We start from the raw sequence: 14147 nt of genomic DNA on the forward strand, positions 1-14147 counted from the left end.
CATGATGTCGCCCGCACGGCCGGCAGCCGCGGGGCCGGCACTGGCATTGTTGCTGGTGCTGGCGCTGGCCGTCGCGGGATTGCACTACCTCACCTTCGGCTTCACCGCCTGGACGCTCGATGACCGCCGCGCGGAGCGCATCGGACAACACGCGCTGGCGCTGCCCGCCATCGATACGCGCAACCAGCTCGGCCAGACCACGCGGCTGTTCGGCGCGGGCGTGCAGCCAGGGCAGGGCGCGCAGCTCTACCTGGTCGACTTCATCTACACACGCTGCATGAGCGTGTGCCGCGCGCTCGGCTCAGAGTTCGCGCAACTGCAGTCGCGCATCCGCGCCGACGGCATGGAGGGCCGCATCGGACTGGTTTCGCTCTCATTCGATCCCGCGCGCGACGATACCGCCAGCCTGGCCGGCTACGCGCGGGAACACCGTGCGCGACTGCCCGGCTGGCAGGTAGCGKCCCCGCTCGCAGCGCCTGCCATGCGGGCGCTGCTGCACGATGCCGATGTCATCGCTATCCCGGATGGCCTGGGCGGCTTCGAGCACAACGGCGGCTTGCACGTGACCGATGCCCGGGGCCGCGTGCTGGCCGTCTACGCGCTGGCCGATTACCAGCAAGCCTACGACTTCGCACGCGGGAGGGTGCGATGACCGCGCCGGTCGCCCAGGTGCCCTGGCTGCGCCAGCTCGCCGCGCGCGTGCCGGGCCGCGCCTGGCTCGCCGCCGCGCTGGCGCTGGCCGGCGGTGCGCTGTGCATCCCGCGCGTGCATGCGCTGCTCGAAGGCTCGATGACGCTACAGATGCTGGTGCTGCTGCCGGGCCTGTCCGGCGCCGGCTGGGCGCTGCCCTGGCTGCTGCCGTGCGCGCGTCGCGAGCGCGTCGCGGCGGCCTTGCGGCCCTATCTGCTGAGCCTGCTGGCGTTTGCGCTGCTGGCCTACGGCGCATGGATGCTGCCTATCGCGCTGGACCTGAGCCGGCTGGAACCGGCCACGCTGGCTGCCAAGTACGTGCTGGTGCTGGCGGCCGGCATGGCGGCGCATATCGGCGTGGGGGCCGGCGCATGGCCGCTGGTGCTGTTCTTCGGCGGCAACTATGTCTGGATGGGGCTCACCATCGGGCTGCTGTTCATCGACAGCGAGCAGCGGCTTTGCGCCAGCTACCTGCTGGCCGACCAGCGCGTCGCGGGCGTGGGGCTGACCATCTATTCCGGGCTGCTGGGCATCTGGCTGCTGGCCTGGGCCGCGGGCAAGGCGGATCAGCCCGCGGTCTAGCAAGGCGCCCATCCAGGGTATGCGAGGCATGCGCGCGCATGCAAGCCGCTTATGCCATCCATTAGCCATTGGGCCTGTCGCCCGCCATCAACGCATTGTCTAATGCATCGAAAACCAGGCGCAGCGGGCCGGCCGGCACCGCTGCCGATAACGATGATGGAGACAATGCCCTATGAAGCGCCCCGCTTTGCTGCTGTCCACCTGCGCGCTGCTCGCGTGCGGCGCCGCCCGCAGTGCCGATACGGCCACCGTGCCATTCCCCACGCGCCCGATCCGTCTGGTGGTGCCACTGACCAGCGGGGGCATCGCCGATGTGATGAGCCGCGTATTGGCCGAGAAGCTCAAGGATTCGCTCGGCCAGGCGGTGGTGGTGGAGAACCGGCCCGGTGCCGGTACCATGCTCGCCTCGGAATACGTCGCGCGCGCCGATGCTGACGGTTACACGCTGCTGATGGCGGCGTCTTCGCTGACCATCGCGCCGGCCGTGTATCCCAAGGGGCGGGTGCGGTACGACCCGGTGCGCGACTTCGCGCCGATTTCGCTGGTGGCAGAAGTGCCGCAGGTACTGGTGGCCACCCCGGGCCTGCCGGTGCGGACCGCCGGCGAACTGATCGAATACGCGCGCCGCCATCCGGAGCAGGTCAACTACGCTTCGTCCGGCGCCGGCACGTCCAATCACCTGGGTGCCGAGCATTTCAACCAGCTCGCGCACATCCACATGAAGCACGTGCCATACAAGGGCACCATGCAGGGCCTCAACGATGTCGTGGCCGGGCACGCCCAGGTCATGTTCGCCGACCTGGCCGCGGCCGACAGCTTCATCAAGGCCGGCAAGCTCACCGCGCTGGGCCTGAGCAGCGCCCGGCCATCGCCCGCGCGTCCGCAGTTGCCCGCCATCGCTCAGTCGGGCCTGCCGGGTTTTGCCAGCATGTYGTGGCTTGGCCTGCTGGCGCCGGCCAATACGCCGCCGCAGGTCATCGCGCGGCTGAACGACGCAGTGCTCAAGGCCCTGCGTTCGAGCGACGTCAAGGCGCGCTTTGCCGCGCTCAACGTCGACCTGGCGCCGTCCAGTCCCGAGCAGTTCAAGCGCTTTATCGCCAGCGATGCGGCCCGGTGGGCCGACATCGCGCGCGCCACCGGCGCCTCGGTGGAATAGCGCCCGGCTGCATTCGCCGCGCCGCGCGCGCCGCAGCAGCCGGCGCGCGCTGCCCTGCGCCCCTGCGCGGGGCTGGTTACGGCCGAGACTCTGCGCCGACGCCATCCCTGCGGGTGCCTGCCTCGCGCGTTGCCTGCGCGCGCGTGCCCGCGCATTGCGCCGGCGCCTCACTACAACAACAGCAAGTACCGGAGGAGACATCCCATGAAACCAAGCCAGCTCACGATAGCCGCACAAGCCACGCAAGCCACCCTGGCCGTGCTGGCGGCCATGCCGTGCGTGGCGGCCGCACAGGCCGTCACGCTGTACGGCGTGGTCGATACCGGCGTGGAGTACATCAACCACGTCGGCGCGGCGAGCGACCACGTAGCCCGCATGCCGGGCCTGACTGGCACCGTGCCGTCGCGCTGGGGCCTGCGCGGCAACGAAGACCTCGGCCATGGCCTGAAGGCCGTGTTCGTGCTGGAGTCCGGCTTCTCGCCCGACAACGGCGTATCCAACCAGGGCGGCCGGCTGTTCGGGCGCCAGGCCTATGTCGGGCTGGCGGGCAACTGGGGCCAGCTCGGGCTCGGCCGCCAGTACACCATGACGTTCTGGGCCAACCTGGAAGCCGACATGCTCGGCCCAAACACCTTCGGCTCGGCCTCGCTGGACAGCTATATGGCCAACTCGCGCGCCGACAACGCCATTACCTACAAGGGCACCTTCGGCGGCTTCACCATGGGCGCCAGCTACAGCTTCGGGCGTGACGGCGCCAATGCCGGCCCCARCCCGGCCGGCACCAACTGCGGCGGGGAAAACCCGGCCGACCCGCGTGCCTGCCGCGAGTGGTCCGCGTTGCTGCAGTATGACGCCAGGGCGTGGGTGGTCAACGCCGCCTACGATTCGCTGCGCGGCGGGCCGGGCGCMTTCGGCGGACTGACCAGCAGCGGCCTGCGCGACGACCGCCTCTCGCTCAACGGCTTCGTGCGTTTCGGCGAGTCCAAGGCGGGCCTGGGGCTGGTGCGGCGCGACAACAAGGGCAGCCCCACGCCGCGCAGCGATCTCTGGTACGGCGGGGTTTCCTACGCGGTGACGCCGGCCTTCAGCGTGGACGGCGAAGCGTTCTACCTGCGTTTCCATGACAGCAGCAACAAAGCCTGGCTGTTCGCCGCACGCGCCACCTATGCCTTGAGCAAGCGCAGTTCGGTCTACGCCACCGCTGGCTATATCAACAACGGCGGGCAGTCGGCCTTGTCGGTCAGCAACGGCCAGCCTGGCGCGAATCCCGCGCCGGGCGCCACCCAGCTCGGCGCCATGGTGGGCATCAAGCACGTATTCTGATGGCACTGCGCCGGCCCCGGTATCGCTGCGGCACCGGGTTGGCCGGATGCACGAAGGGCCGGCGGAAATTCCTGCCGGCCCTTCGCGTTTTTCTTTCGGCTGCGGGAGGCAACCGCCAGCGCGCCTGGTCAGTTCGGCTCCACGCCCKCGAATGCGTTCTCCAGCAAGTGCAAGATGCCTTCGCGCGTGAGCGGCGCCGGGTTGGGGTAGGGCGCGCGCAAGGCCTGGTCGGCCACGCGCGCCAGGTCTGCGTGCCGTACGCCAAGTTGCTCCAGCGCCAGCGGCACCTGCAGGCGGCGCGCCAGCCGGTGCAGGCCGCGCGCGGCGTCGTCGCCGCCGAGCGCGCTGGCAATGCGCGCCATGACCCGCGGCGCGGCGGCCGCGTTGTACTGCACGGCATGCGGCAGGATGATGGCGTGGGTCTCGGCATGTGGGAGGTTGAGCATGCCGCCCAGGGTGTGGCAGAGCTTGTGGTGCAGCGCCACCACGCAGCTGCCGAGCACCGAACCGGAGAGCCAGGCGCCATACAGGCAGGCGGTGCGCGCGGCCAGGTCATGCGGGCGTGCCATGACATCGGGCAGCGCGCCGGCGAGGGCGCGGATGCCGTCTTCGGCCATCAGCGTGGTGACGGGGTTGGCGTCGGCTGCGTACATCGCTTCCACGCAATGCGCGATGGCATTCAGGCCGCTGGTGGCGGACATCGCCGRCGGCAGGCTCAGCGTGAGCCGCGGGTCATAGACCACGCTGCGCGGCAGCACCTGCACCGAGCGCCCGGTCTTCTTCTCGCCGTTCTCGGTGATGCCGTAGATCGGTGTCATCTCCGAGCCGGCATAGGTGGTGGGTACCGCCACGATGGGCATGGGCGACTCCAGCGCGATCGCCTTGCCCAGGCCGATGGTGGACCCCCCGCCCACCGCCACCGCGCAGTCGGCGCCCAGCCGCGCGGCCAGCGCGCGCGCCTGGCGCGCGACCTCGATGGGCACATGCATCACCGCACCCGGGAACGTGCCGCCATGGCGATCGCCCAGCAGCGCGGCGACCTGGTCCGCCAGCGCGGTCTGCTCGGGCGTGCACAGCACCAGCGCGCGCTTCGCGCCGACCAGGTCGAGCTCGCGCGGCAGCGCCGCGAGCGAGCCGGCGCCGAACACCACGCGCGCGGGCAGGGGCGAGTAGATAAAGCGGTCTTGCATCATGTGTGGTGTCTCCCAGTGGTGGCGGCCGGAGCCGCGGTCATGCCGCGCCCATGGCATCGCCTCAGGCGATGGCATCKGCGCGGCGTATCGAAGCGATCATCGAGCTGTCGAGCAGGAATTCACGGGTCTTGCGCGGGTCGAGCGAGATCGCGTGCATGGCCTGCTGGTTCTGGCGGCGCACCTGCGGGTCGCGCTCTTCCATGGCCTTCTTGTTGCGGATGCTGTTCTTCTGCACCACCTCCACCGCCACGGTGCGGCGCTGGCGCGAGTAGAGGTCCAGCAGCCCGGCGCCGGCGCGGCCGTGCCATACCTCGGCCAGCTTGTTGCCGAGGTTGAAGGCGTCATGCACGCCGCCGTTCAGGCCGAAGCCGCCGATGGGGTTGTTGATATGGGCCGCGTCGCCGGCCAGCAGGATGCGGTCCTTGACGAAGGTGTCCGCCACGCGCTGGTGCACGCGGTAGGTGCCGGAGTAAGCCAGTGGAAAATGCATGTCCACGCCGAGCGTCTCGCGCAGGCGGGCCTGCACATTGGCGGGTTCGAGCAGCACCGCGTCGTCCACGTCGGGGTCGGCCGGCATGGCGACGCGCCAGAGGTCGGGGCGGGCATCGTCGTACAGCTTCAGCACCACCGCCCAGTGGTCCGGGTCGGAGACGTAGGCGGTGCCGGTGTAGCCCAGCGGCTCCATCGGCATGGCCACATTGGTCACCAGGAACTTCTCTTGCCAAGTAAAGCCCTCGAAGGCGAAGCCGGCGCTCTTGCGCACCATGCTGCGGGCGCCGTCGGCGCCCACCACCCATGGCACCTGCAACGCGCGCGAGCCGTCCTTGCTGCGCAGCCGGAGCGTGGCGCGCTCGCCGTCGCTGGTGGCCGATTCGAGGCTTTCACCGAAGCGCAGCTCCACGCCGGGCAAGGTGCGCAGTTCTTCGACCAGCAGGCTGGACAGGTAGTGCTGGGGCAGGTGGAAGCGAAACGGGAAATCCGTCAGCGCGGACAGCGTGCCGAGATCGAACTCGGCATAGACGCCTTCGGTGCGGTCGCGCATCTGCCAGACCGGGATGCGGATGCCCATGCGCGTCAGCGCCGCCTCGACGCCGAGCTCGCGGAAGATCTCCAGCGTGGGCGGATGGAAGGCTGCGCCGCGCTGCTCGCGCGCGATCTCGTCCGCGCTCTCGAACACGACGCAGGGCACGCCGCGGCGCGCCAGCGTCAGTGCGGTGGTCAGGCCAACGGGGCCGGCCCCGATAATCGCAATTCGTTCATCGTATGACATGTTCGGTTCCTTGTTTGGATCGGCGTCGCCTAGAATCCGTGTGCAAGGTACCGGCCGGCCCGGCGGGTGTCGATACGCACAATCGCATCGGCGCCATTCGGAACTTGAATGCGCGCCGGCCACACGGGCGCGCGCGGTTCGGGTACAAGGAAGCCTGCCGCGGCGCTGGCGTTCGCTCCCGCCAGGCAGTGCGCCACAGTCCACACAGGAATTCTGTTCATGGCAAAGAATGCCGGTTTCGCCGCCTCGCTCGACCTTCGGCTGCTGATTGTCTTCGACGCGGTGTTGCGCAAGCGCAGCCTGACCCAGGCCGGAGACAGCCTCGGCTTGAGCCAGCCGCTGATGAGCCAGTCGCTGAGCAAGCTGCGCCAGTACTTCGGCGATCCGCTGTTCGTGCGTACCACGGCCGGCATGTCGCCCACGCCGCGCGCGCGTGAGCTGGCGCCGCGCATCGCCACCGTGATCCAGCTGATGCAGGAGGCGATAGAAAGCCCCGACCAGTTCGATCCGGCGCTGTCGCACCGCAGCTTCAGCTTCGTCGCTACCGATTTCGGCGCGGCCTTCCTGCTGCCGCGGTTGCTGCGCCACCTGGCGGAGCATGCCCCGGGCATCCGCGTGCGGGCGATTGCAGCGCCGCGCCATGGCGTGGAGGAGATGCTGGAGGAGGGCGAGGCGGACCTTGCCCTGGGCAGCTTCGCGATCAGCCGCTCCCCGTTCTACMAGCGCCGGCTCTACGCCTCGGACTATGTCTGCCTGGCGCGCGCCGGCCATCCGGCCGCGCAGGGCGTGCTGGACGAGCAGGCTTATCTCAATGCCTCGCATGCGCTGGTGGCACCGCTGCCAATCGGCTACGAGGCGCTCGAGCGCTTCTTGCTGGACAGCATTTGCGCCGAGCGCTTCGTGGTCACGCTGCCGAACTTCCTGACCGTGCTCACCACGCTGCCCAGCTCCGACGCCTTGTTCACGATGTCGCGCCGGGCCGGGGAGGAAGTGGCCAGGCTGGTCGGCGCCCATGTGATGGAGCTGCCGGTGCGCATCCCCGGCTTCGTGGTGCGCCAGTTCTGGCACGAGCGCTTCCACAAGGATCCCGCCAACAAGTGGTTCCGCGACCTGATCCACTCCCTGCTGGCCGACCACGGCCACGCGGACGATGGGGGTGAAAGCGGCGACGGGGCCCGCTCCGCCTGACGCCCCCGGATGCCGTTTTGGCATTCGGTCTATGCCTTTGCGGCTATGGCCGCGTGCCGGGTGCCCTTCCATACTTCTGCCAGGCCCGCATGCACCGGTTGCGCGGGCAGTCAAGGAGACGGTATGGACAATACGCAAGGCAATCTCATTCGTGGTCTGCATCACATCACGCTGTGCACCAGCACGGCCCAGGGCGATGTCGACTTCTTCGTCAAGGTGATGGGGCAGCGTTTTATCAAGCGCACGCTCTTTTACGATGGCCGCATACCCATCTACCACCTTTACTTCAGCGACGAGGATGGCACCCCCGGCACGGTGATGACCACCTTCCCGATGCGACGCACGGAACTCGTCGGGCGCAAGGGATCGGGCCAGTTCACAGCCATTGCCTACTCGGTGCCGGCGGGCTCGCTGGATTTCTGGCGCGAGCACTTCGGCCGCAACGGCATCGCCATTGCGCAGGAGTCGGAGCGCTTCGGCGAGAAGTACCTGCGCGTGGTGCATGCAGGCATCGACTTCGAAGTGGTGGAGGATCCCGCCGATACGCGCAAGCCGTGGCKCTCCGGGCACGTGCCGGCGCAATACGCGGTGCGCGGCTTCCATAACTGGACCGTGACCGTGCGCGAGCTGGAGGACATGGACACCTTCATGKAGCGCGCCTGGTACTTCCGCAAGACGGCGGACGACGGCAGCTTCACGCGCTACGAGGCGGGCGAGGGCGGCGCCGGGCGCCGCATCGACGTACTGCACGCGCCAGACCTGCGCCAGGGCACCTGGACGCTGGCCGAAGGCATCGTGCACCACGGCGCCTTCGACGTGGCGGACTACGATAGCCAGGCCCGCGTGAAGTTCGACACCGAGGGCATGGGCTTCACCGATTTCTCGGACCGCAAGAACCGTGGCTATTTCGAATCGGTCTACGTGCGCACCCCGGGTGGCGTGATGTTCGAGGCGACCAAGTCGCTCGGCTTCAAGATGGACGAGGAAGAGGCGCTGCTGGGCACGGAGCTGAAGATCTCGCCGCAGTTCAACGTCTCGCACGAGGACCTGCGCAAGCAAATGCAGAAGGAGGACCCGATCCATGTCTGATCGCAACAAAGCAGGACTGCAAGCATGGCTGCCGCGCGCGGCCTCGGAGGTGACGCCATGATGTCGTTCAAGCTGACCGGCACCGGCGCGCGCAAGGTGATGTTGTTTCCCGGCCTGCTCGGCACGCGCGACGCCTTCGATGACATGCTGCGCTGGGCCGACCTCGACGCCTTCCAGTATGTCGCGGTGGAGTATCGCGGCTACGGGCAGGCACGCAAGGAACGCGGGCTGATGACCCTGCGCGAGGCCGTGATCGATGCCACGCGGCTGGCCGATTTCCTGGGCTGGCGGCAGTTCGCCGTGGCGGGGCACTCGCTGGGCGCGCTGACCGCGCAGATGCTTGCGGTGGCGCTGCCGCAGCGCGTGGATGCGATCGTGTCGATCGCCGGGCTCAACGCGCGCGGCGGCAGCAACGATCCGCAGCGCCTGCAGACGCTGCAGGCGGCGGCCGAGTCGGCGCAGCGGCGCGCGGAACTGGTGGCGGCTGGCACCGCGAATCGCTATGCCGCGGCTTTTGCGCGGGCCGTGGTCCAGGCCAGCTGGGACAGCATCGATGCCGCCGCCTTCGCCAGCTATGCGCGCGATGCMAGCCGTACCGACATCAGCCAGCAGGTCGAAGGCAGCGAGCGCCCGATCCTGGTGCTGGTGGGCGAGCATGACGCCGTCAACACCGAGGCGGCCGCGCGCGCCACTACACTCCAGTGGTACCGCGACGCGACCGTGCAGGTGCTGGCCGGAGCGGGCCACTACCCATTGCTGGAAACGCCGGCCGCCACCAGCGCGGCGCTGGAATCCTTCCTGCTGGGCCAGCCCGCCTAGCCGGGCACGCGGCCGCGCTTGCCGCCTGCGTTGCAGCCGCGACGGCGGCGGGAGGCGGCGGTCGCGGCCCATTTTCCTAGACGCGCGCCACGTCGAACAGCAGCACTTCCGCATCCCGGCCCTCGTCCAGCGTCAGCGCACACGGGCCGGCGATCTTCAGCGCGTCCCCCTGGTCAAGCTGGTGCCCGTTGGCGCGCAGGTGTCCGCGCGCCACCTGCAGGTAGGCCTGGCGCTCCGCGACGCACTGGTACTCCACCCTGTCGGCGCCGTCGAGGATGGCCGCGCGCAGCCAGGCGTCCTGATGGATCAGCACGGAGCCGTCGCGGCCATCGGGCGAGGCGATGAGGCGCAGCGCGCCGCGCTTGGACGCCGCATCGAAGTGCTGCTCCTGGTAGCTTGCGGGCAGGCTTTTTTCGCGCGGCTCCATCCAGATCTGCAGGAAATGCACCTCCTCGCTGGCCGAGGCATTGAATTCGCTGTGCGCGATCCCGCGGCCGGCGCTCATACGCTGCACGTCGCCATAGCGCAGCACCGAGCCGTTGCCCATGCTGTCGCGATGCGCAAGGGCGCCGCTGATGACATAGKAGATGATCTCCATGTCCCGGTGGGCGTGTTCGCCAAAGCCCATGCCGGGGCTGATGCGGTCTTCGTTGAGGACCAMGATGGGGCCGAAGCGCAGATGGCGGGGATCGTGGTACGAACCGAAGGAGAAAGAATGACGGGCGCGCAGCCAGCCGTGGTCGGCGTGCCCGCGTGGCTGGGCGTGGCGGAATTCGATGCTCATGGCAGTGTGGTTCGAGTTGCTTCGGGTGAGAAGGAGAGGGCGGCGATCCTGGTGGTGTTCGCGGCCGCTTACAGGGGAATCTTCAGTTGCAGCCACAGCCGCGTGCCCTTGGGCCGGTCGTKGGCATCGAACTCGAACTGCAGCTTTAGGATCAGCGGCATGGCCGGCGTGATGTTGTAGCTCAGGTAAGGGCCCAGTGCGTTGACGCGGCCGCGGTTGCCGTTGCCGTTGACGACCTGGCCGTTCTGGCGGTCATCGGTGGTCTGGCGGTAGACGTAGCCGTTGATGCCGAACTGCAGTGGCGCGACGGGYCGGTAGCCGGCACTGAATTCGATCGTGGCTTCGTCGCCGGACTGGTAGTTGGTGGCGTTGTTGCGGGTGTTGAAGCCGTAGCGGAACTTGGCGTTCACATCGACCTTGGGCAGCGGGAACCAGGTCACGGCGAAGAAGGGGGCGAACTGGTAGTAGTTGCGCCCGGTGTTGACGCGCGCGCTGGCATCGTAGGTGCCATACGTAGCTCACCCGCGCGGCGACTGAATTGACCTCCAGGCTGAAGTCTGCGAGTTGCCTGTTGTCGCGGCCGTTGTCGTCCTTGGAGCGGGCGGCCTTGTAGTACGAGTAGTAGAAGAAGGCGTGCAAGCCCTCGGGCAGCATCATGCCGTTGTAGTTGGTCTCCACGCCGACGGGGTATGAGCTGCCGCCGCCCTCGGTGGCCAGCGCGGCTGCGCTGCCGAGCGCGAGCGTGGCGGCCAGCGCGATGTCCACCCCGCGGCGGGGCAGCGCCGGGGAGCGGTGCACGCGCGCGCAGGCTGGCGCCGTACCGGCGCCGGCAAGTCGTTTTTCCATGAAGATTTCCTGGTTGTCTGCAAGAGGGGAACAACAACTTGAACCGGCCGGTGCGGCGCGCCGCGGGCGGGCGGCCTGCGGCCGCGGCTATGCCGCGGCGGCGCGGTGCAGCACGAAGTCGAAGTCGAGCCGGTGACGGCCGTCGGGCTGCGGCACCCATTCGCCCACGAGCGATTCGCGCACGCCGAACACCGCGTCGGAGTCCAGGTAGCGGTCGCCCTTGCGGAACACATGCGTGACCAGGGTTTCGTAGCCGGGTGCCTTGATCATGAAATGCAGGTGGGCGGGACGCCACGGATGGCGGCCCGTGGCACGCAGCAGCTCTCCCACCGGGCCGTCGTCCGGAATCGGGTAGGCCTGCGCCACGATGGTGCTGAAGCTGAACCTGCCGTCGTCTCCGCCTTGCAGTACGCCGCGTGCCTGCGCCGCGTCCAGCCCCTCGTACTGGACGTCATAGTTGCCCTGGGCATCGGCTTGCCAGACGTCGATGGTGGCGCCGGCCACCGGCTTGCCATCCAGGTCGCGGATCGTGCAATGCACGTCGCAAGGATCGCCCTTGGCGCCGTTGGCGAGGTCGGCGCCATCCTCGAACTGCGGCGCGCCTTCGACATGGAAAGGGCCGAACACCGTGGCCTCCGTGCAGCCGGGCGGCTTCTGGTTGTTCATGCACACGGTGAGCATCGACAGCCCCAGCACGTCGCTCAGCAGGATGAACTCCTGGCGCTTGTCGTCGCACTTGTGGCCGGTGTCGGTGAGGAAGCGGATGCCCCTGAGCCATTCGGCCTCGGTGAGCCTGACCTCGCGCGCAAAGCTGTGCAGGTGCTGCACCAGGCTGGTCACGATCTCCTTGACGCGCGGATCCGGGGTATCGGTCAGGCGCGCGAGTACCGCCTGCGTGATGGTGTCTTGGTCGAGATTGCGCATGGTTATTTCTCCTGCGTTGGGGGACCGGTAAGGAAGCGATTGGCCGGACTGCGCGCTCATGCAAGCGTGCAGGCCTGCTCGAACGACAGCCGCGGGCTGCGTGCGAAGACCTTGGCGGGATCGCCGTAGCCCAGGCCGCAGATGAAGTTGGACTTGATGGCGGTGCCGGCAAAGAAGGCCGCGTCCACGGCGGCATTGTTGAAGCCCGACATCGGGCCGCAGTCCAGCCCCACCGCGCGCGCGGCCAGGATCAGGTAGGCGCCCTGCAGCGTGCCGTTGCGGAACGCAGTGGTCTCGCGGAAGGCGCTCTTTTCCTCGCCTTCGAACCAGGCCTTGACCGCCGGGTTGTGCGGGAACAGTTCGGGCAGCGCCTGGTGGAAGTTGGTGTCGTAGCCGACGATGGCCACCACCGGTGCGTTCATCACCTTGTCGACGTTGGTGGGGGCGAGCGCGTCCTTCAGCTTGAGCTTGGCGTCCTGCGTGCGCACGAACACGATGCGCGCGGGCGAGCAGTTGACGGAGGTCGGGCCCCATTTCATCTGCTCGTAGATTTCGCGCAGCTGCGCGTCGGAGACGGAGCGGTCGCGCCAGCCGTTCTGGCTGCGGGCGTTGCCGAACAGGGTGTCGAGGATGTCGTTCTTGGGCATGTCGGGGTTCCTTTGTGATACGGACGGAAGCAATGGAAAGCCGGCCGCCCGGCGCGGCAAGGGGCCACGCCGGCGGGCGGGATGCTGGTCGGCCGGGTTCAGATGGACAGTGCGCCGGCCAGTGCCACTTCCTCCTGGTGGCGGGCCGAATCCAGCGCCTTGGCGTAGTCGGCGGTCTTCTTGTATTCGGTCTCGTCGGCCGCGGTGGCGTCGATGCCGCAGACCTGGCGCGCCAGCTTGCCGTAGGKACCCGCGCCGGAGAACTCGGCGCGCTGCATGGTGAGCATGCGGATGCTCTGCAGCGGCGTGCCGTTGAAGTTCTCGAACACGAACAGGCGGTTGCCCCAGTCGCTCAGGAAAAGGTCGCGGATCACGCGGCCGATCTTGACGCGGTCGTGGGGCTTGCCCACCGGGCCACTGTTCATGCGCTCGAACCAGCCGTTGAGCTTTTCGTCGTTCCACTGGTCTTCGCTGGCGAAGATCAGTGCGCTGCGGCCGCACAAATCGACCAGCTCGTAGATCATCTGCGAGAAATTCTCCAGGTAGAGCGCGCGGCCGAAGTCGTAGATCAGGATGTTCGGCTTGTAGTGCCCGCCCGGCGTATGGAAGCCGAGTTCCTCGCTGGAGATCACGTGTGCCAGCATGGCCTGGTGAAAACCGATCAGCTTGGCCAGCCGCGTCTGCACGGCCGGGATCTTGTTGGTGCCGATATGCTCGGTGATCAGCACGGCCAGGCCGGCCACCAGCTCGGCGCGCACCATCTGGCGGATCAGGGCGTGGTAGTGCAGCCAGTCGAACACCCGTTGCGGATAGAGCTTGGCATGCTCGGGGTTGCCGATATGGAATACGTGCGACCACGGGATGAAGACGTTGTCGAACACGGTCATGCCGTCGAGCTCGTCGCCCTGCGAAGCCAGCGGATGTTCGATGGGATCATCCTTGACCAGGCTTTCGCGGCAGACGATGGTGACGCCCTTGGTGTTGACCGGGGTGGCGGCGAAGATGATCTGGTCGCCCGGGATGCCGGGGCGGAAGAACACGCCGATATGGATCCAGTCGGCGAAGGCCACGCCGGTGCCGATGGCCTTGACGCCGGACACCACGATGCCTTCGTCGTTCTTTTCCACCACGCGCAGGCCCGGCGATTTCTGCTGTGCGTCCGGGTTGGAGCGGTCCATCTGCGGGTCGACGAACTGCGGCGCGCAGTTGAAATCACGCTCCTTGGCGAACTGGATGAAGTCGACGATGTTCGCGGCCTTGATGCGGCCTTCGGCGCCGATGGACTGCGTCTCCCACGGCTGCGGGTCGTCGATATAGGTGGTCAGCACGTAGTTGTTGACGTCCGGCGTGCGCGGGAAGGACGCGCCGGCCATCTCGCGCATGACGGTCTCGTGGTACTTGCGCTTGCGGCGCAGCTGTTCCTTGTCGCGGTGGCCGAACCACTGCATGGCGCGCCGCTMGCCGTCGTCGTCAATGAACGTCATGACGTCCTGCAGGTCGGGGCGGTGGTGCAGGTCGTAGAAGTCGGCATGCCGCCGGGCGTAGTCGCGCGTTTTCGGATGGGTGGCAATGTTGTMGATCTTCTCGTTGCCGACCCAGACATCGCGGCCGTCGTTGAGGGATTMCAGGTACTGCT

The 14147-nt window shown here is 68.1% G+C and carries 13 protein-coding genes and 1 pseudogene; 7 read left to right on the forward strand and 7 right to left on the reverse strand.

Going from position 1 to position 14147, the window contains the following annotated elements; translation table 11 throughout:
- Position 1 precedes the first annotated feature (1 nt).
- From AC1DKV_RS28070 to AC1DKV_RS28085, 4 genes are all read left to right on the forward strand, one after another.
- Complete coding sequence (locus AC1DKV_RS28070; RefSeq protein ID WP_477138457.1) at positions 2-652, forward strand: SCO family protein; 651 nt, start codon at positions 2-4, stop codon at positions 650-652.
- The gene (locus AC1DKV_RS28075; protein ID WP_441623616.1) at positions 649-1272 is read left to right on the forward strand and encodes a hypothetical protein; all 624 of its coding nucleotides are present in this window, start codon (positions 649-651) and stop codon (positions 1270-1272) included. Before AC1DKV_RS28070 ends, AC1DKV_RS28075 begins: the two co-directional genes overlap by 4 nt.
- 172 nt (positions 1273-1444) lie before the next feature.
- Positions 1445-2428 (forward strand): tripartite tricarboxylate transporter substrate binding protein, encoded by a 984-nt coding sequence (locus AC1DKV_RS28080; protein WP_477138458.1) that lies wholly within the window; start codon positions 1445-1447, stop codon positions 2426-2428.
- Between the two features lie 204 nt (positions 2429-2632).
- Positions 2633-3751, forward strand: coding sequence for a porin (locus AC1DKV_RS28085; protein WP_477138459.1), 1119 nt, complete (start codon positions 2633-2635; stop codon positions 3749-3751).
- Between the two features lie 128 nt (positions 3752-3879).
- On the opposite strand, the gene AC1DKV_RS28090 is transcribed toward AC1DKV_RS28085, so the two are convergent.
- On the reverse strand, positions 3880-4944 hold the full coding sequence (locus tag AC1DKV_RS28090; protein WP_477138460.1) for a maleylacetate reductase: 1065 nt from the start codon (positions 4942-4944) through the stop codon (positions 3880-3882).
- A 61-nt stretch (positions 4945-5005) separates the two neighbouring features.
- The gene (locus tag AC1DKV_RS28095) at positions 5006-6214 is read right to left on the reverse strand and encodes an FAD-dependent oxidoreductase (RefSeq protein WP_441623609.1); all 1209 of its coding nucleotides are present in this window, start codon (positions 6212-6214) and stop codon (positions 5006-5008) included.
- 219 nt (positions 6215-6433) lie between these two features.
- Here AC1DKV_RS28095 and AC1DKV_RS28100 point away from each other — a divergent pair, with 219 nt between their 5' ends.
- From AC1DKV_RS28100 to AC1DKV_RS28110, 3 genes are all read left to right on the forward strand, one after another.
- Positions 6434-7402 carry a LysR family transcriptional regulator gene (locus AC1DKV_RS28100; protein ID WP_477138461.1) on the forward strand — a complete coding sequence of 323 codons (969 nt, stop codon included), beginning with the start codon at positions 6434-6436 and terminating at the stop codon, positions 7400-7402.
- A gap of 123 nt (positions 7403-7525) precedes the next feature.
- Positions 7526-8491: a VOC family protein gene (locus AC1DKV_RS28105; protein WP_477138462.1), complete on the forward strand. Its 966-nt coding sequence runs from the start codon at positions 7526-7528 to the stop codon at positions 8489-8491.
- A gap of 57 nt (positions 8492-8548) precedes the next feature.
- Positions 8549-9310 (forward strand): alpha/beta fold hydrolase, encoded by a 762-nt coding sequence (locus AC1DKV_RS28110; RefSeq protein WP_477138463.1) that lies wholly within the window; start codon positions 8549-8551, stop codon positions 9308-9310.
- Positions 9311-9386: 76 nt separating this feature from the next.
- On the opposite strand, the gene AC1DKV_RS28115 is transcribed toward AC1DKV_RS28110, so the two are convergent.
- The 5 genes and pseudogenes from AC1DKV_RS28115 to AC1DKV_RS28135 all read right to left on the reverse strand — a co-directional run.
- Complete coding sequence (locus AC1DKV_RS28115; RefSeq protein WP_477138464.1) at positions 9387-10094, reverse strand: pirin family protein; 708 nt, start codon at positions 10092-10094, stop codon at positions 9387-9389.
- Between the two features lie 68 nt (positions 10095-10162).
- Positions 10163-10543: pseudogene (locus tag AC1DKV_RS28120) on the reverse strand (SphA family protein); the annotation flags it as partial.
- 484 nt (positions 10544-11027) lie between these two features.
- A complete protein-coding gene (locus tag AC1DKV_RS28125) occupies positions 11028-11864 on the reverse strand; it encodes an intradiol ring-cleavage dioxygenase (RefSeq protein WP_441623601.1) in 837 nt (278 codons plus the stop codon).
- A gap of 56 nt (positions 11865-11920) precedes the next feature.
- Positions 11921-12511 (reverse strand): malonic semialdehyde reductase, encoded by a 591-nt coding sequence (locus AC1DKV_RS28130; protein WP_441623599.1) that lies wholly within the window; start codon positions 12509-12511, stop codon positions 11921-11923.
- 98 nt (positions 12512-12609) lie between these two features.
- Positions 12610-14147: 4-hydroxyphenylacetate 3-hydroxylase family protein (locus tag AC1DKV_RS28135; protein WP_477138465.1), on the reverse strand; the 1538-nt coding region annotated here is incomplete at its 5' end.

The organism is Cupriavidus sp. 05T41 (genome assembly GCF_056396525.1).

Coding starts and splice junctions, on each gene's coding strand:
- AC1DKV_RS28075 (WP_441623616.1), top strand. CDS start 649: ATGACCGCGCCGGTCGCCCAGGTGCCCTGGCTGCGCCAGCTCGCCGCG.
- AC1DKV_RS28125 (WP_441623601.1), bottom strand. CDS start 11,864: ATGCGCAATCTCGACCAAGACACCATCACGCAGGCGGTACTCGCGCGC.
- AC1DKV_RS28130 (WP_441623599.1), bottom strand. CDS start 12,511: ATGCCCAAGAACGACATCCTCGACACCCTGTTCGGCAACGCCCGCAGC.